At 47.8% G+C, this 18,097-nt stretch carries 13 protein-coding genes; 11 read left to right on the top strand and 2 right to left on the bottom strand.

Annotation, left to right across the window (positions count from 1 at the left end; genetic code table 11):
* Nucleotides 1-254 precede the first annotated feature (254 nt).
* From AB1L17_RS07880 to AB1L17_RS07865, 4 genes are all read left to right on the top strand, one after another.
* Entirely contained in the window at nt 255-1,286 is a 1,032-nt protein-coding gene (locus tag AB1L17_RS07880) for a VOC family protein (RefSeq protein ID WP_412846487.1), read from the top strand.
* A gap of 24 nt (nt 1,287-1,310) precedes the next feature.
* On the top strand, nt 1,311-2,390 hold the full coding sequence (locus AB1L17_RS07875) for an NAD(P)H-dependent flavin oxidoreductase (RefSeq protein ID WP_412846486.1): 1,080 nt from the start codon (nt 1,311-1,313) through the stop codon (nt 2,388-2,390).
* Nucleotides 2,391-2,434: 44 nt separating this feature from the next.
* On the top strand, nt 2,435-3,604 hold the full coding sequence (nagA, locus tag AB1L17_RS07870) for an N-acetylglucosamine-6-phosphate deacetylase (protein WP_412846485.1): 1,170 nt from the start codon (nt 2,435-2,437) through the stop codon (nt 3,602-3,604).
* A gap of 205 nt (nt 3,605-3,809) precedes the next feature.
* A complete protein-coding gene (locus AB1L17_RS07865) occupies nt 3,810-5,477 on the top strand; it encodes a peptidase G2 autoproteolytic cleavage domain-containing protein (protein ID WP_412846484.1) in 1,668 nt (555 codons plus the stop codon).
* 136 nt (nt 5,478-5,613) lie between these two features.
* On the opposite strand, the gene AB1L17_RS07860 is transcribed toward AB1L17_RS07865, so the two are convergent.
* Nucleotides 5,614-7,470, bottom strand: coding sequence for an SgrR family transcriptional regulator (locus AB1L17_RS07860; protein WP_412846483.1), 1,857 nt, complete (start codon nt 7,468-7,470; stop codon nt 5,614-5,616).
* A 136-nt stretch (nt 7,471-7,606) separates the two neighbouring features.
* Here AB1L17_RS07860 and AB1L17_RS07855 point away from each other — a divergent pair, with 136 nt between their 5' ends.
* From AB1L17_RS07855 to AB1L17_RS07845, 3 genes are all read left to right on the top strand, one after another.
* Nucleotides 7,607-8,815, top strand: coding sequence for an MDR family MFS transporter (locus AB1L17_RS07855; RefSeq protein ID WP_412846482.1), 1,209 nt, complete (start codon nt 7,607-7,609; stop codon nt 8,813-8,815).
* A gap of 341 nt (nt 8,816-9,156) precedes the next feature.
* Nucleotides 9,157-10,041, top strand: a complete 885-nt coding sequence (locus AB1L17_RS07850; protein WP_412846481.1) for a GNAT family N-acetyltransferase — start codon at nt 9,157-9,159, stop codon at nt 10,039-10,041.
* A gap of 79 nt (nt 10,042-10,120) precedes the next feature.
* Entirely contained in the window at nt 10,121-11,047 is a 927-nt protein-coding gene (locus tag AB1L17_RS07845) for a serine/threonine protein kinase (protein WP_412846480.1), read from the top strand.
* 39 nt (nt 11,048-11,086) lie between these two features.
* On the opposite strand, the gene AB1L17_RS07840 is transcribed toward AB1L17_RS07845, so the two are convergent.
* Nucleotides 11,087-13,105, bottom strand: a complete 2,019-nt coding sequence (locus tag AB1L17_RS07840; RefSeq protein ID WP_412846479.1) for a VWA domain-containing protein — start codon at nt 13,103-13,105, stop codon at nt 11,087-11,089.
* A gap of 548 nt (nt 13,106-13,653) precedes the next feature.
* On the opposite strand from AB1L17_RS07840, the gene AB1L17_RS07835 reads away from it, so the two are divergent.
* The 4 genes from AB1L17_RS07835 (at nt 13,654) to AB1L17_RS07820 (ending at nt 17,937) form a co-directional block, all read left to right on the top strand.
* Nucleotides 13,654-15,822 (top strand): transcriptional regulator, encoded by a 2,169-nt coding sequence (locus AB1L17_RS07835; protein ID WP_412846478.1) that lies wholly within the window; start codon nt 13,654-13,656, stop codon nt 15,820-15,822.
* Between the two features lie 249 nt (nt 15,823-16,071).
* Nucleotides 16,072-16,497: a membrane-associated protease 1 gene (locus AB1L17_RS07830; protein WP_412846476.1), complete on the top strand. Its 426-nt coding sequence runs from the start codon at nt 16,072-16,074 to the stop codon at nt 16,495-16,497.
* A gap of 102 nt (nt 16,498-16,599) precedes the next feature.
* Nucleotides 16,600-17,049 (top strand): J domain-containing protein, encoded by a 450-nt coding sequence (locus AB1L17_RS07825; protein ID WP_412846475.1) that lies wholly within the window; start codon nt 16,600-16,602, stop codon nt 17,047-17,049.
* A gap of 333 nt (nt 17,050-17,382) precedes the next feature.
* The gene (locus tag AB1L17_RS07820) at nt 17,383-17,937 is read left to right on the top strand and encodes an FHA domain-containing protein (RefSeq protein WP_412846474.1); all 555 of its coding nucleotides are present in this window, start codon (nt 17,383-17,385) and stop codon (nt 17,935-17,937) included.
* Nucleotides 17,938-18,097 lie beyond the last annotated feature (160 nt).

Raw genomic sequence — 18,097 nt, 5'->3', positions numbered from 1 at the left:
ATCGATGAACCAATAAAGCAAGTGAGAATCCCCCCTGCTGGCGTGTCAGAGTCGGAGAGAACTGTGCTTTTTCTTCTCCTCCACTATGTTGACTCATTTCAGAAGGACCTTCATAGGTCTTTCTTATTATGTACGCGGCAATTTGGGAATTGAAATGAGGGAAATGTTGGAGGACAATGGGGAGAAGAAGCAACGGCCTTGTGTTTGCTATAATAACAGCATGAGCATGTATCGGGACGAGAAGGAGAAGGCATATGATCGATCGATTAGACCATTTGGTTTTGACGGTAAAAGACATCGAAGCAACCTGTCACTTTTACGAAAAAGTCTTGGGTATGAAGGCTGTTACCTTTGGCGACGACAGGAGGGCCTTGCACTTCGGCCAGCAAAAAATCAATCTGCATCAAATCGGAGAAGAATTCGAGCCAAAAGCAAAGCAGCCGATGGCAGGTTCGGCTGATCTGTGTCTGGTCACATCGTTACCACTCGAGCAAGTCATTCAGCATATCAACGCATGCGGCGGCCATTTGGTGGAGGGACCCGTTCAAAAAACAGGGGCTACGGGACCGATACGCTCGGTGTATTTGCGTGATCCGGACGATAATTTGATCGAGGTCTCCCAGTACATATCGCAAGAACCATGTAAGGCTTCTCTTGATCCTGCCATCATGGATATATCCAAGAGATTGCAAGAACGTGAACAAGGAACGAGCAGCGCATACAGTGTTTTGCTTCCGCTCTTCAAAATGGCAGACAATCAGTTGGGCATTTTGTTTGAAAAAAGAGCCAGCACCATGCGGCGACAGGCGAACGAGGTTTGTTTTCCGGGAGGACGAGCCGAGAAGAGTGACGAATCCCGATGGGCGACGGCTGCTCGTGAAACAAGCGAGGAGCTGGGGATTCCACTTGAGCGGATTCATTATATAGGCGAGCTGGATCAGGTGATTGGGCCAGGCTCCTCCATCATTACCCCTTACATTGGATTCGTGGAAGGAATCACGGACATGAAGCCGAATCCAGATGAGGTCGGAGAGGTCTTTATCCTTCCACTCGATCGTTTGTTGGCAATGCAGCCAGCGAAGTATCTTTCCTCTGTCATGACCGAGCCTGAAGAGGATTTTCCTTTCCATCTGATCCCTGGTGGCAAGCGGTATCCGTGGCGAAAAGGGACAGTCGAGCATTTGTTTTACGAGATGGACGGGCGTGTCATCTGGGGGTTAACCGCTCGCGTACTGGCTCAGTTTCTTGAGGTGCTTCGCAACGACGACCAATCAATCAGCAAGTAAACGAATAAAAAGGAGTGGAAATATATGTGGACAAACAATCCTATCACTTCGCGTTTACATTTGAAATGGCCGATTATTCAGGCGCCGATGGCAGGGGGAGCGACGACACCTGCATTGGTAGCAGCCGTCTCCGAAGCAGGCGGACTCGGGACGCTCGGCGCGGCGTATATGACTCCTGAGCAGATTCGTGAGGCGATCAAGTCCATCCGGGAATTGACGGACAAACCATTCGGCGTGAATCTGTTTATCCCGGAAGACTTCGACGCCGAGCAGCCGATTGCAGAGGGAATTGCCCAGGCAATGAATGATGTGCGAGATCGATTGGGCATTCCGCACGACCCACAGGTGACTCATTTTACAGAGCCGTTTGCCGAGCAGATGGCAGTTGTATTGGAGGAGCAGCCTGCTGTTTTCAGCTTTACCTTTGGCGTGTTGGATCATCGCCTGATGGCAGAGTTGAAGCAGCGGGGAATTACTGTCATCGGTACAGCGACGACCGTTCGCGAAGCCATTGCCTTGGAAGTGAGTGGAGTCGATATGATTGCCGCCCAAGGCAGCGAGGCAGGCGGACACCGCGGTTCCTTTTTGCCGGATTCACCAAGCAATATGATCGGCACTATGGCACTCGTCCCGCAAATTGTGGATCGAGTGAAGATTCCCGTGATCGCAGCTGGTGGAATTATGGACGGGCGAGGGATCGCAGCTGCTCTTGCGCTAGGTGCACAGGCCGCACAGCTCGGAACGGCATTTCTGACGTGCAAGGAGAGCGGAGCACATGTCCTGCACAAGAAAGCCATTCTGGAAGCGAGCGAAGAGTCTATCGTGATGACGCGTGCCTTCTCTGGAAAATGGGCAAGAGGTATTCAAAATGAGTTCATGACAACACTCGCTCCATTCGATCACGAGCTCCCGACTTATCCGGTACAAAATGCCCTGACCAAAGATATTCGAGCCGCAGCGAGCAAGCAGCAGTTAAGTGCGTTCATGTCGATGTGGGCAGGTCAGGCAGCGTCACTCAGCCAGGAAATCAGTGCGAGTGAGCTGGTTGAAAAGCTGGGAGCGGAGACGACGAGAATTTGCAGCAATCTGGGGCAGCCCCAGTAGAATAAGCGCGCAACGAAAGCCACGCCAAAGACGGAGGAATCAACTTGAATCAGGAATACGCCCTCAAGGGAAACATTGTCGCAGATGGACAGGAAATCAATGACGGTCTTGTAGTCGTGATGAATGGAACAATCACATATGCAGGTGAGGCTGCAGCTTATGCCAAAGCTTTGCCAGAGCATGTTGTCACAGTAGAGAATGGCTGGATTTGCCCTGGATTCGTGGATATGCACATGCATGGGATTAATGGATACGACACGATGGACGGGACGCCGGAATCACTTCAGGCCATCTCGTCTGCACTTGCGCGACATGGGGTGACGTCTTTTTTGGCGACGACGATGACGGCTCCCTATGATCACCTGGAGCAGGTGCTGGTAAACATCGCACAAAACAGCAAGGAAGGGTTGCCGGGTGCACAAACGATCGGCATCCATCTGGAAGGCCCGTGGATCAATCCTCGTTACAAGGGAGCGCAAAAAGAAGAGAATATCGCGATACCAAAGCTCGACGCGGTGCAAAAGCTATACGGGCTGGCAGAAGGGTTGATCAAGGTCGTAACGATTGCCCCTGAGCAGCCCGAAGCACTTGAAGCGATTGCTTGGTTAAAAGAACGTGATGTCATCGTATCTGCTGGACATACCGGAGCTACGTTTGCCCAAGCAACGGAAGCGATAGATGCGGGTGTGCGCCATTTTACGCACTGCTTCAATGCCATGACAGGGCTGCATCATCGGGAGCCGGGAGTTGTTGGCGCCGCCATGTATCACGAGCATTTGAGCACGGAGCTGATCGCAGATGGCATCCATGTTCATCCGGCGGTCATGAAGATTTTGTACCGGGTCAAAACGGCAGAACGGCTCGCGCTCGTCAGCGATTCCATGCGGGCAGCAGCCATGGGAGAAGGGACCTACGACCTCGGCGGACAAGAGGTTCACGTTCACGACAATCAGGCGAAGCTCGCAGATGGAACACTTGCCGGAAGTATCCTGACACTCAATCGGGCCGTCGGCAACATGGTGACACTGAGCGGTGTTGCCTTGCCAGATGCAGTGGAAATGGCTTCCTCGACACCAGCATGCATCCTCGGTATGGGTGAGCGAAAAGGACGTCTGGCAGCAGGCTACGATGCGGATATCACTGTATTGAATGAACAATTTGACGTGACGATGACTTTCGTTGGAGGTAAAGAGGTTTATCACCAGTCGAAATAGTTTTTGTTAGAAAAAAGCAGTCCAAGGTCGCTCTTGGATTGCTTTTTTGTGTAGGTGTATTTCTCGCCAAGGCTTCCTGCTAGTACAGTGATTACGAATGACAGAAGCAAAAACAACTTCCACCTTTTACGTGGTCAAACTGTCTAATCTGCGATTTCTATCATGGCATATGATATAAGAACTCTTAATTTAAGGGGGGTATCGAATGCCACACGGTTGCAATGAGAATGCAAGCGGAAAGTGCTCTGAAGCGGAAGGGATCGGCACGGTTGCAAGTGGAGATGGTTCCCACGCCGAAGGGTGCAATACTAGAGCCAGCGGTAAATGCTCGCACGCGGAAGGATCCAACTCGATAGCAAGTAATTTTGGAGCTCATGCAGAAGGAATCGGAGGAACAGCAAGCGGTATTGCCGCTCATGCGGAAGGATTCAACACGACGGCAAGCGGGGACGAATCGCATGCAGAAGGGAAGGGCACGATCGCAAGCGGACTGATTTCCCATACCGAGGGTCTTTTGACAACCGCAACTCAACTGGCAGCTCATGCGGAGGGGATCTCCACAACGGCAGGGGGACGTGCTTCCCATGCGGAAGGGGAAAGCACAACGGCAAGTGGAAATGCTGCACATGCAGAGGGGGAAAACACAACAGCAAGTGGAACTGCTTCCCATGCGGAGGGTTCAAATACAGAGGCAAGAGAAATTGCTTCCCATGCAGAAGGTAGTTCGACAGTGGCCAGTAGATTTGCTTCCCATGCGGAGGGTCGAGGTACAGAGGCCAGAGGATTTGCTTCCCATGCAGAAGGTAGTTCGACAGTGGCCAGTGGAAATGACTCTCATGCCGAGGGTCGAGGTACAGAGGCAATAGGTATTGCCTCCCATTCAGAAGGTAATTCGACAGAGGCCAGAGGATTTGCTTCCCATGCAGAAGGAAGTTTGACACTGGCAATCGGTAATGACTCCCATGCCGAGGGTCGTAGTACATCTGCTCATGGAGATTCGTCCCATGCCGAGGGTTTTGGTACATCTACTAGTGGAATTGCGTCCCATGCCGAAGGGAATCTGACAAGTGCCTTTGGAGATGCATCTCATGCGGAGGGATTTAGAACGATTGCGAACGGAAACCTTTCTCATACGGAAGGAAGTAATACATGTGCCGGTTTACTTGTGGGAGCGCATGTAATGGGGACTAACGGCTCTCCTAATCCTGCGGTAGATTTGCCGTTTTCCTGGTATCTCGTCAATGGGGTAGTTCCGTGTGACATAACGGGAGTCGTTGCCAAAATTTTGAGTAATGGCAGTGCGTGTTTCGACTCGTCCGTGACAGCTTCAGCGTTTAACATAGCCGCCGGCGCTTGCGATTTTGCCGAAATGTTTGAAACAGCGGATGGCCAGCCGATTGATGCAGGTTTTTTTGTTACCTTTGACGGAGATAGTGAAACCATTCGCAAAGCAACTTCAAACGACGACTACATTCTGGGGGTGACAAGCTCCAACCCTGCAATTTTGGCCGATTTGGAAGATCCGGGATGCAGCAAGTTCGTATTCGATGAGTGGAGTCGGAAACAATATCACGAGGTTGTGATTCCATCAGTAACTGATGGGGAAGGGAACATAATCATACCTGAACGAACAGAGGTGAGGCCCAAAATTAATCCATACTGGGACCCGAACCAAAAATGTAAGACGCGCAGAGACATGCCCAACTGGGTAGCTGTCGGTCTTATCGGGAAACTGCTTCTTCACGACGATGGAACGTGCCGGGCGGGTGGGTATTGCAAGCCGAACGATGATGGGATCGCAACGGCTTCGGGCTCGGGTTATCGAGTAATGAAACGGACAGGAAACAATCAAATCTTAGTGCTGATTAAATAGCACATCTTCGAACAACTACGTGGTCAAACTGTCTAATCTACCATTCTTTTTGTTTTAACTTAGCGGCAGTCTAGGAATGCAACGCTTCTCTTCCTAATCCGCCGCTGTTTTCGTTGATCTGCTCCATCTAAATCCCTTATCGCTCCGCTTCCTGCAATGCCTCCGGCTGAAACCAGATCTTATGAAAGTCCAACCACCCTGACGAATTGACTGACACGCCCCGCAGTGATTTGTGGAAGGATGTAAAAGTCTTTTTCTGAACCAGGTATAAGACTGCACAGTTTTCCTTGATCATCGCCTCGATCTTGGCGAGATGGTGCTCCCGCATAAGTCTGTCTGGCTCCTGAAAAGTCAAGAAAATCTCTTGGTTAATCTCCCGAGCCAATGATTCATCGAATGCCGGGAGAAAGTAATTTTTTTGCAAATACATCTCCAGTTCGCTTATTTGATCACTACTAAACACGTTGCCATACAACTGACAGTCATGCTCGGGTAAACACTCTCGATTGGCGAATTCGGAAGGCTCTCTCACATCGACTTCCACGCGAATACCATAAGAGCTGCATCGTTCTTGAATCCAAAGCGCGTCTTCTTCGTGGTAGGGTGTCGTCACGAGGAGTAGCGTCTCTCCCTGATAGTTGCTTTCCTGTAGCAGAGACATAATCTCGGCATGACTGAGACGCTCATTCGATGTCTCTCTCACTTCTCTTAACGCCGGATGATACGTACGGAATCCTTTTGCCGGGTAAATTCGGTCTCCACCCAAGTCGGCGATCATTTGCTCCCGATCTATCAGCTGATCGAGCGCCTGACGGAATTTGAGGTGATTGTGCGGACCGCTCTTCCATTGGTTAAAAACGAGCAAATTACAGCAGGAAAAAAACGCTTCAGTATCACACCAATCTTCGGCGTTACGGATAACAGCTTCCTTCAGTGCTTGTGCTTTCGTCTGGACCCCATGTGATACCATCACTGACGCCCAATTTGGTTCTTTTAAGCGTCCCATGTCCAGCTCGGGGAAGATTAAGATTTCCACCCGATCTAACTGTGGTCTCCCGAGGAAATGGCCTGGAAATGCCTCCAAGATACAAATCCCCTCGTCAAGACGCGCCAGTTGAAATGGCCCCGTTCCAATCGGCTTATCCCCGAAGCCACCTGCATCATGTCCCACGATGTCCTCAGGAACAATACTTGCGGGGATCGTCGCCAACAATCGCAATAACAAGTAATTCGGTTCTTTTAGCACAATGCGAACGGTTCTGTGATCGATAGCTATGAGCTGTTCGATGTCACGAAACATCCAGCTTGCTTCATAGGTGTCTGGATGCAAGCGAAGCCGATTCAAGGAAAAAATGACATCGTGAGCCGTCAGTTCCCGTCCGTGATGAAAAAGCACGTTCTTTTTCAAATAAAAGGTCCATTCTGTAGCATCAGGACTGCTTTCCCACGAGTGGGCGATGGAGGGCAAAATAGACCGACTGTTCTGATCATAATGGACGAGCGTATTGAAAATTTGTCCCGCCAGATGTGCATCGAAGTGGTAGTAAACCAGGCCAGGGTCCAGTGTCACAATTGTGCGGTACACGGGAAAGCGCATGATATCTTGGGAACGATTCGATACCGTTTGGCTGGAGAAGCCCATTCCTTCCGAGAGCCAATCCATGATTTGGTCTTTGACGGCTGCTTTTCCGTAGCGATTCATGAGCTCCATCGCTTCTCTGACGTCACCCTTATCGATTTGCAGCTTGACCTCGGCGAGGAGGATTTCATCCGAATCAGCATGAAGCGTCATGACAGAGACATTCCCCCGCCCGCGCCCAGCCTTCCACTCGATCCAATTCTGCTCGGACAGCTTGCGGACAATCAGCTTGGCGTAGCGAGGCGTACAATGCCAGATTCCGGACAGCTTTTCAATCGTAACGGGGAATGGTTTCCCGATTTCTTCTTGATGAAAAATCGAACGAAGCTCTAAAAAATGCAGAACGGTAACCATACTGGCCCCCATTTCTCAGTAAATGCGTTCTCTAAAAGGTGACAGGATTGAATCAAATCGAACCCTTTTTACCCTTTTTCCAGATCCATATACTGAAGATAACACGAGAGAGAACAAACGGGAATGGGGAAGAGAGATGGGGAAAAATCGATTTCATCCGGTGGCATGGGGTGTCATCATCGGAACATTTTTGTCGCGCACAGGCTTTTTTATGACGCTTCCGTTTTTGGGCATTTATTTAGGAAAGGTAAAAGGAATTGATCCGGCAGTAGTCGGTTCGATCCTGGCACTCAGCTTACTGGTGGGAACGATTAGCAGCTTTGCAGGGGGAGCATTATCAGACCGATTGGGTAGATATCCAGTCATGATCACCGCAATGGGAGCATGGAGTGTTGTGTTGATCGGCTTCGTCTTTGCGACTGATACGTGGATGTTCTTTGCTTTAAGTGCATTGAATGGTCTTTTCCGCAACGTATTTGAACCGACTGCCCGCGCCCTGCTGGCGGATGTTACGCCGGATGATCAGCGTTCAGCTGTTTTTAACGCCAGGTATTTTGCGATCAACCTGGGGGGAGCAATCGGCCCGTTAATCGGTTTGCAGTTGGGGGCAGGAAGCACATCCTTGCTGCCGTTTCTCGTCACTGCTGTCATTTTTGCCGTGTATGCAGCAATGTTAGTCGTGTTTATGGTCATGTTCAAGGAACAGTTGAAGAAGAATGCAGCTGCTGAGCCGATCACAATGAATCAGATGGCGCGAATAGTTTTTACGGACAAAGTATTTCTGTACTTGCTACTCGGGAATTTGTTCGTCGCCGGTGCTTACTCCCATCTGGACACAACACTCTCCCAGTATATTGGGCATGATCGGATAGAGGCGTATTCATTTTTATTCGTAGTAAATACCATCTCGGTTTTGGCGCTTCAATATCCGCTCGCCAAATTCATGAAGCGGTACTCATCGATGACCGCGTTGAAGCTGGGCTGTCTATTGTTTGGGCTGGGCCTGTTCGGATTTGGGTTGTTCACGAATTTGTTCTGGCTCTCCGTGTCGATGGTGGTGTTTACGATTGGGGAAATCTTATGCTTCGTCGTCGGGGATGTTCTGATCGGAGAGATTGCGCCACAGCATTTGCGCGGAGCGTATTACGGAGCAAGTGGCTTTGCTTTCCTTGGACAGAGTGTCTGCGCGTGGATTGGCGGGGTTTTGCTTCAGGTGCTCGGCTTTGGGCAAGGGCCTCTCATCTTCGCAATCCTTATGCTGTTGACCTTTATCGCCCTTCCGTTCTATCAGCGCGGCCAGTATTTATGGGGGCAGCGGCATCTCTTGGTTTCAAAAAATTCATGAAATAAATGGGGGACAAAGATCTAAAAAGGTGATAATATAGCTTCAATCTTAAAAACAGAAGGGAGATTAGACTTTTATGCTTAAACTTATTATCGCAAAATAAATTCCAAGGAATTTAATAGGAGGGCTATTCTATCATCTAATGATAGATTTATTAGTGATGCCCTTTTGCGATAATGAAGAGAAGCGATATAATGTCTAATCCATATAAGCAAATAAACAAGCACTAGCTTTAGGCTGGTTACCTTTATTTTTTGCGTATAGAAGACTTTATGAGTTTATTCTCATAAGGTCTTTTTCTGTTTTTAGGAGGAGTGAAACAAAAATGGGAGGGAATAGAAATGGAAAAATATGAATTAGTAAGTGATTATCGTAATAATGAAAGCTTGAAGGAGAGTTTTAATGCCTTAGCTATGAAAACTTTCGGATTAGATTTTCGTGACTGGTACAACAAAGGGTATTGGACTGACAAATATATACCGTATTCATTTGTAGATGAAGGTAAGGTTATCTCAAATGCTTCGATTAATAAAATGTCAATCATTATGAATGGGAAAAGGTATAAAGGGATTCAGATTGGTACAGTAATGACCGATGAAAATTATCGCAATCAAGGTTTGGCTAAGCAATTAATGCAGCATATCATGATAGAACACGAAAATACGTGTGATTTCATGTATCTTTTTGCGAATGATACTGTTTTGGATTTTTACCCGAAGTTTGGCTTTACACGTTTAAATGAAAGTGAGTTTAGCGTAGACCTGGCAAAAAGCTCCATTCAAATGAATATGGATGCGAAAGTAAAGCAGCTTACTATTGAAAATGATCTTGCATTGCTTGAAAAATATGCGAAAAATCGCCATGTAAACTCAATGACTCTAGATGTTCAACATAATGAAAGTTTATTACTATTTTATTTCACATTAGTATTTCGTGAAGCTATTTTCTATGTGGAAGATTTAGAAACGATTGTGCTAATGGAGGAGGAAGAGGATACTCTGCGTATTATCGATATCATTTCGCTATATGCACCCAATATGGAAGCTGTATTAGCGAGCATAGTGAAGGAAGCAACGAAAAAAGTGGTATTTTCTTTCACACCTGATTTTACAATCGAGGGCATGACAGCAACCATTATGCCAAATGATGATGATGCTTTGTTCGTTTTAACGAAAAAGTCATTGCTGAAGGGTAACTTTATGTTCCCATTAACCTCACATTGCTAATTGGAGTGAACAGCAAGTCTTGCCAGAATCCCCCATCTTTCGTTATCATTTTTTGAGAGGAAAGATAGGGGGCCATGCCGTGAGACAGGTAGAACGAGAAAGAGGTCTGAAAAAAGGAACGATCCTGCAAAAAGCCTATCGGATCAAAAAGACCATTTCCACAAGTGAGCTGTCGAATGTGTATGTGGTCTACCATTTGAAAAGCAAGAGGACGCTCATTCTCAAAGAGTTTTTCCCACAGTCATTGGCGATGCGAGATTTGGATCATGTGAAGGTTATCTGTCGTACACCTTCGTTAAAAGGCAAATTCGAGAGGCTACTAGACAGCTTTTGGCAGGAAGCTACCTTGCACAAAGAGCAGAGTCATCCAAATATCATCGGATATGTCGATCATTTTGCCGACAATGGCACAGGCTATCTCGTCGTGGAGTATTGCAAGGGGAAGACGCTGGATGAGTATGTATTGGCCCAGCACGAGCTGGATTTGGGAGCATTTCTGCATCAGACGGTTCTTCCCTTGGTTGACGGATTGGACTATTTGCACAAAAAAGGCATCATTCACCGCGATATCAAGCCCAAAAATATCTTGGTCACCGAAGCTGGCAAGCCTGTACTAATCGATTTTGGCTCCGCGATCTATTTCGAAAAGGATGAGCCCAAGCCGATCATGACGACAGAAGGATATTCACCGCTTGAGTTTTACTCGGGTCAGTCCAAGCAAGGGGTGGTTTCGGATCTATACAGCTTGGCTGCCACGTTGTACTACTGTTTGACCAAAGAGCGCCCAGTTGATGTGGCGTCTAGAGTCATTGAGGATGGCTTGCCGTCAATTCGAACTCGTAACCCCGAGGTTCCACTGCTGCTAGCGAATGTCATTATGTGGGGATTGGCCGTCGACTCGAAAAAAAGATGCCCCACACTCAAGCTGTTTGCGACAGCCATTCGTGCGGAGCATCTGATTTGGAAGGGGAAGGCTCGCTTATCTCTTAAGAAGCTTCCTCAATAGAAGATTTCTTAAAATCTGTGTAAAAGACAACTTTTTGAACTACTTCTTAAAGCGAATTTCGATCTCAGTCATCCGATCCTCGAAGGTCACATACACCTTGTCATTGTATTGGAGGACGAGCTTTTTATTCCGGGGCATGGTTTCCTTGCCCCGTTCTACCGTGCAGTGACTATGATTGACCAACAGCAAGGTCTGATTTTTGCCTGGCTGGAAGTAAATCTTCTGTGCTTCAGGCAAATGCTCATTCACATCCAGACTAGTGAACAGCTCCTGCAACGTGATTCGCTGTTTCTTGCCAAAAGAGGCGAGGGGCCAAAACTTGACAGGGATGTCGTTGCCGCTTGCCGTGTGCAGGAAGTATCCCTCCAGCCGCCCGACAAAGGCAGGCTTTGGACGTGTGAGCAGGTAAACACCATATCCGATTGCAGCTACGAGCAAAACGATGATGCCGATGGTGATGTAGCGATCCCATACCGAATGCACGGTAATGACAAGCGAACCTGTGACGGCAGCTCCTTCAGCATCTGTGGCGGTGATGGTGATTTCGGACGTGCCGCTTTTCTCTGGTGACAGCTTCAGAGACGTATCTTCAATCGTGGCGGCAAAACGCTCGTCCGGATCAGCGGTAACGATTGTATAGGTCAGCTTGTCGTTATTGGCGTCGGTAAAGAACGAACCCAAATCGATGGCCTGCTCACCGTTTTCCTTCTCGATCGTCAGCGTATTGACGGATGTGGCGACTGGCGCCATATTCGTGATATCATACACATTTACAGCGGTCTCTCGATAAAAGTCAGGGCCGTTCATAAAGATTTTCCACTCGTACTTGCCAGTGTGAGGGAAGACATAGTCGACTGTAAAACTATCTCCAAGGTTCTTCATCGGGACCTTCTCTTCTTTTTTCCCCACCAAATCGTTCACGATCAATTCTGCCTGCATGGATGCGTACACATCTTTGTCAGCCAGTCGCTTGCCATCCTCCAAATGGTGGAGGTAGGTAGTAAACGTGGCAGGATTCCCCTTGATCACAGGCTCAGGATTGACCTCTACACCTGCCTTCAAGCTGTAATTCCCCAGTAAATTGACCTTCACCAAATCTCCGGGTTTGCCTCTGAATTTGACGAGATATTTGCCCTTCTTTGGCTTTTCTATTTTCATCAGCGAGTATTTTTTGGATTGAATAAAATGCACATTTTGCGATTGATAGTACACTTGCGATTCCAGCAGCGGGAAGTTGGACAACAGGATAATATTTGCTTCCTGCATGCTAGCGTTGGGAATTGTAACGGTCACTTCCTGCAAGCCGCCGGTAGCTGTCATTGCCGCCACGGATACGAGCTGCGATTGAATGTGCTTGGCAAAAATCTGGTTGAAGATTTCTGGCAGATCATCCGTACTCTGTGTGACAAAAGACGTTCCGCCTGTTGCCTCCGCAATTTTTTTTAGCTGTTCCTTTTGTACGGAGCCATCATTATTAAGGCCAATCGTATAGATCGGATAGTCCTGCGCCTTTGCCTTCGCGATAGCAGATTCCACGTCCTTGTTGGAGGCTGCTACACTCCTGCCATTCGCATTTTGCCGCAAATCTGTGCCCCCGTCTGACAGAAGGATCAAAAATGGCTTGCGTGCCGGGTCCTTTGCTTTTTCAATCATCTCTGCCCCTCTGCGCAAACCAAGTCCCAAATCGGAATACCCGGAGTAACGCAACCCTTGAATGGTTCGTTTCAGTTGCTCCCGATCTCTTGCTTCGGCCATGCTTGCGGGCGACTGAGCTTGTACAATCCGATCATTATAAGCGACAAAGCCAATTCGAGTACGGGTGGCCTCGCTCATATCAATGAACATACTCATGACCTCTGCGGCTGTTTTGCCAGAGTCCGTTTTGTTCATGGAATTACTCGTATCAATGACAAAGACCGCATCTACTCCCGCATCCGCTGTTCCATTTGCCCCTGCAGAAAGGGGAGCGGACAAGAAGAGCATAGGGAGGAGCAGTCCGATGACCACCATTCGAAAAAGTGGCGGCAGAGAGATGGTAGACTGACGATTTTTGTACATACATTCACCTTTTTCCGAAAAAAATTTAAAAAAGTTCACAACTTACTAAAATGGGACGATTTACCTATAAATGGTTGATCGTATAAAAGATCGGATAAATATTGCCGATGTATATAAAAGTTAATTAAACCCATTTATGTAATGATATGGTGAATGTTGACGGCTCCCCAGCGGCAACTAGGGAGAAGTATCTATCAGTTCTTGTGCTTCTTTCCTAGTACGAAAGAAGATAATCAAGGCATCTCGCCATTTTTTCGAAGAACTAGGAAAGGAGACTCGGTGTCTTCAGCATAAAACGCGAATCCAAGAAAAGGAAGATTTGTGGAATAAAATGGGTCTAAATACTGAGAATGGTCTTCAAAATATAGGAAATTTGTCGCAATCCGCGGAATGTTGACAAAATATGCGGGCAAAGTTTAATTTAGAGGCAAGATTTTTTGTTTGTTTTTGGTATAAATGTCACGAAATGTAATTTATTACGAGAAGTAGGACTCATCTTCTATCAAGTAGGACTAAGTGGTTATGCAGACAACAGAAAGGGGCCATTTATGGACATTATTAACCAGACCAACCGAACCATGCTGTTCGAAGAGATTAACCCGGAAAAATTGGACCTGATCACCATTGTTGGAGATGTAAAAGGCATCGACAGTCTCAGCGACGACAAGATCAAAGAGATCAACGAGCATCTTCTCGTACGCAGCTTCGATGAGTTTTTGGACAAGTTCTCCCCGAGTGTGTATTCGTTCTACAATGCAGCGAACCAAAAAGTGATGTACACCTTGAAAAAGCCTGAGGGAATTGCAGAGGACGCTATTTCCGAGATCAAGATCGATCAGAGCAACGACTTTTTGAAAATGCTGTTTACGTTGATCGATACGAAGCGTAGCCAAGGGATCACAAACGTGGATTTCAAATTCGAGAATTTGCTCGATATGATTTCCCCGAAAAAAGTGATGGATGACATCCGCCAGGTGCGCAAAGAGATTCACTACTTGTACGGCCATTACGAGAAGCTCGACGAAGGCGATCCGAAGAAGCTCGATCTAGGCGACAAGCTGAACACGATGTTCGAGGATGCGAGCAAAAACTACAACAACGTCATGGCGATGCTGCCGCTGGCGATTGAAGATATCAAAACACGATTGCTCTTGGGCGGTGCGCAAGAAGAGAACCAATCCGAAGCCATCCAGATCGGGATGCTGACGATTGGAGAGGACGGGGAGCTCAAAATCATCGAAGCACCGAAGAACGACAGCCGCGAGCTGATGGTTCTCGATGAGAACAGCGGAAACGGACTCATGAACGTGTTCGAAGAGGATTACGAGTCGATCACAGAGACGCCATCCTCCTATGTAAAAGATCTTGTAGTGCGCACCTTCTGCCCACTGCCGACGGTACATACCGAAGTCAACATCGAGACAGAAGTACAAAACTACAATACTTATCTGGAGTTTTACAAAAACGCCAAGGATGACTTCGTGAAAACCGTGAAGCCTTTGGTCGAGAAAATTTTGGGCGTGAAGATGTTCTTCGATCAGTACGTGACCAAAAACAAAGGCATGCAGCCTGCCATGCTGATCACGAATACGAAGCTCGACATGCTCGTGAAGTCCAGCAACATTCCACGTTTGGAGACTTATTTGAACACGGTCAACGCGAAAAATGACTTCACGGATACGATTTGGTTCGGAATCGTGCCATCTGTTGATATGGATTCCGCCGGAAAAGCAAAAGTGACTCGCGAGCGTTTCCGTGGGAACGAAAAGGTCGTCAAGCAGGATGGCAATACGATGGAATCTCTGACGATGCTGCTCCAGGTTGTCAAGGACTTCAAGGTACAAGTGTTCTTCAGCTTCAGTACCGGTGAAGAAACGACCTTCAACAGCATGGCGACAGCGGGTATTGATAAGTACATCGACAAATGCGGAATCCTGGTGCGCAAAGAGTTCAGTGAGTTCGCGATCCCTTGCATTCCGAACTTTACCATTATTCCGAAAGACAAATCAGGGGTTGTCATCGACAGCAGAATGCTGCAAACCGAAGACGGCGTGAAGCTGTCCCAGGAAAAAGAAGACATCCTGAAGCTGTGGATCGAGGGTGTTTATGTCGGTGCCAGCTATGTAGCGGCAGGTGTCGTGGCAGCGTACCAGTGCCCAGAATACTTGCGCGAAGCATTCAAAGTCGTTAGCCGCGAATATCCGGGTGTGCGTTTTGACATCGAAGCAGGTGAAAATGGACTGCGTGCTGTCACCACGATGGCCAAGGAAATCTCCGGCTTCACCAACAACATCAAGGATTCGATCAATCGCAAAAACTTTGGATTCGTCTTCTCTTCGGAAAATGCACAAATCCAAGGCAAAGACATCAAGCGAATCACGGTGTACAAGGCACGCAGCCTCGCTATGGCAGAGGACGGCTTTGATTCTATCTACAAAACACTGGTCAGCACCTATATCGAGCGGATTCTCCGCTTCCAGACCGGTGATTTCAAACACGACAACATCGTGAAGTTCTTCAGCAACAATCCGAGCAGCCAAAAGAGCAAGTGGCTGGGCACACGCGGCTTCGTGAACTCCATCATTCACGATGGGGATGACATGAGCTACATCATCGATGACAAGAGCAACCTGTGCCATATCGATCTGGTGTTTAACGGCAATGTGAAAAACCTGGAGGTCACCATCACCAAAGGAACGACTCCGGTCAAAGCATAGCGCCCGTCCCCTGGAGAGCTGTTTATGAAGCTATTTGAACGTATAGGAATTTATATAAATAAATTCCGGAGCGCATTAAAACTTTCCGCTAAAACGCGGTCGCTCCTCCACGAATGGCATCGATATAGGTTTTATTACACATTACGCAGGTGGTTAGAGGTGTGTTTTCCCAAACGCACCCTTACACATAAGCCTCGAAGCCAAACCGGCAACTCGAGAGCAAGTTATCATTCCAAGGAGGTTTTATTTATGGGTTTCCGACTCAAAGTAGAAGGTTCTGAAACAATTGAGCTGGGCATGGACAACATCCAGACAGTGAAGTACGACACTGACACGCCAGACGATTCCAACGCGCGCTCCACAGATGTGGGTGCAACACTGAAGCTGACTGGCAAAATCATCACGGCAACAGACGGCGACAGTGCCGATGACACCATGAAGCTGGCTCTCTGGTCTTTGGTACCAGCAGAAAAAGCGGATTGCTACCGCAAAGTGACACTGGAAGTAATCGCTGCTGATCAAGTGATCCGCAAAATCTACTTCCCGAACGCATTCGTTGTGGACTATAACGAGAGCTTCGGTGATACCGAGGGTGTAGGTACATTCAGCCTCTTCATCAAGCAAAAGAAAGACAAAACCGAGCTCACCAAAATCGAAGGCGGCTACTCCGTTTAGGTTTTGAACGAAGTCAGGTAGGAAGAGCCGTACCTTGAAAGCCGTGTTCGAGGTACGGCTCTACAAAATAACCAAAATCAATGCCAGACAGAGGGTGCGAGCATGAAAAATTATTACGAAATTCTGGGGCTAACCAAACAGGCTTCCACGAATGACATCAAAAAAGCATACCGTCAGCTGGCAAAGCAGCATCATCCGGATGTGAATGCCGGGAGCAGTGAGTCAGAGCGAATCTTTAAAGAAATTACCGAGGCCTATCAGACGTTGCAGGACCCGGCCTTGCGCGAAGCGTACGATACGCGATATGAAGCTTTTCAGCAGAAGAAACAACAGACCGGCCATACAAGCAGCACGAGACCAGGACAAGCCAAACAGCAAGCACAGTCTGCACCAGGTGTGAATCTGGAGGATTTGGGGAGCACCTTTGAACGTTTTTTTGGTTTTCATCCGAAGACAGGCGAGATTAATCCGAACAGCATGAAATCCGGCAAGAAAAATCCACTGGACACGACGGATGTGTTTGAACAGTTTTTTCGCATGAAGAAAAAATAAGATGGAAAAATCGGGCTTGGATGACAGCTCTTTCTTGACATAGAGGTAGTAGCAACCTGCTCCTGTCTTGGGATGGATGTCCAGACTTACACCATTCACCCAAAGCTCGGAGCATTTTTCTTAAAAGGAAGTTCAAAAATTCGTCTTTTGATCACGAGGTAGTTCTTGAAGCTGACTCGACATCGAAATTTACGTTCACCTTCGAAGTCCGGTGCTCATGTAGCTCCGCTACACTGCGCTCCTCCTTCTTCAGGTTCTCGTAAATTTCTCGGTGCTGAAAAGACAAATTTTTGAACATGAGTTTGTAGTGGTCGTTCGATTAGGGGGATAGATGTGGCGAAGAAAAAAGGGTACCAAAAGTCCATCAGGGTGAAGCTCATTGAGCTGTTAATTGCCATTCTTGTGATTAGTGCACTTATTTATGTTTTTGGTTATACGGACAGCAACGCCCTGAAAATTTTTACAGGAATTGCTTGCGGGCTCTTTTTGTTCGGGGTCATTATCGTCAAATTCGGAAGCCCCGAAGAACCGGAGCCACAGAAAGAGGATGGCATCAGCAAGCTAGTGCTGCTGGATGAAGAGGGAGAAAGCGTGAAGGAATGGTTCATCCAGGGGGAGACGTCCCTCGTAATTGGCAAAAGCTCCTCGCAAAACGAAGTGGACATCGACTTGGCAGACGCCGAATACGCCGCCTTGATCAGCAAGCAGCATGCCGTACTGAATCAAGCGTCCGGGAACTGGTTCATCGAGGATATACATTCCAAAAACGGCACAGGCATCAAGCAGCCGAATCAACGCGACAAGAGCAAGCTGGAGATCGAACAGCCGCATAAAGTAAAGGCTGGCGACGTCATATACATAGCCAACACCCGCTTATTGCTGAAATAAAGAAAGAGGTAGTTCAAAAAGTCATCTTTTGATCATGAAGTCGTCCTCAAAGCTTATTCGACATCGAAACTGACGTTCACCTTTGAAGTCCGGTGCTCATGTAGGTCCCCTACACTGCGCTCCTCCTTCTTCAGGTTCTCGCCATTTTCTCGATGCTGAA

The sequence above is a fragment of the Brevibacillus jepli genome (genome assembly GCF_047229145.1).
In the GTDB taxonomy this organism is placed as follows: domain Bacteria; phylum Bacillota; class Bacilli; order Brevibacillales; family Brevibacillaceae; genus Brevibacillus.
This window is presented reverse-complemented; position numbering and strand designations above follow the sequence as displayed.

What these genes read in the sequence shown, in the direction of transcription:
- AB1L17_RS07830 (WP_412846476.1), top strand. Translation starts at nt 16,072, where the DNA reads ATGGGTTTCCGACTCAAAGTAGAAGGTTCTGAAACAATTGAGCTGGGC.
- AB1L17_RS07825 (WP_412846475.1), top strand. Translation starts at nt 16,600, where the DNA reads ATGAAAAATTATTACGAAATTCTGGGGCTAACCAAACAGGCTTCCACG.
- AB1L17_RS07855 (WP_412846482.1), top strand. Translation starts at nt 7,607, where the DNA reads ATGGGGAAAAATCGATTTCATCCGGTGGCATGGGGTGTCATCATCGGA.
- AB1L17_RS07875 (WP_412846486.1), top strand. Translation starts at nt 1,311, where the DNA reads ATGTGGACAAACAATCCTATCACTTCGCGTTTACATTTGAAATGGCCG.
- AB1L17_RS07850 (WP_412846481.1), top strand. Translation starts at nt 9,157, where the DNA reads ATGGAAAAATATGAATTAGTAAGTGATTATCGTAATAATGAAAGCTTG.
- AB1L17_RS07880 (WP_412846487.1), top strand. Translation starts at nt 255, where the DNA reads ATGATCGATCGATTAGACCATTTGGTTTTGACGGTAAAAGACATCGAA.
- AB1L17_RS07835 (WP_412846478.1), top strand. Translation starts at nt 13,654, where the DNA reads ATGGACATTATTAACCAGACCAACCGAACCATGCTGTTCGAAGAGATT.
- AB1L17_RS07840 (WP_412846479.1), bottom strand. Translation starts at nt 13,105, where the DNA reads ATGTACAAAAATCGTCAGTCTACCATCTCTCTGCCGCCACTTTTTCGA.
- AB1L17_RS07865 (WP_412846484.1), top strand. Translation starts at nt 3,810, where the DNA reads ATGCCACACGGTTGCAATGAGAATGCAAGCGGAAAGTGCTCTGAAGCG.
- AB1L17_RS07860 (WP_412846483.1), bottom strand. Translation starts at nt 7,470, where the DNA reads ATGGTTACCGTTCTGCATTTTTTAGAGCTTCGTTCGATTTTTCATCAA.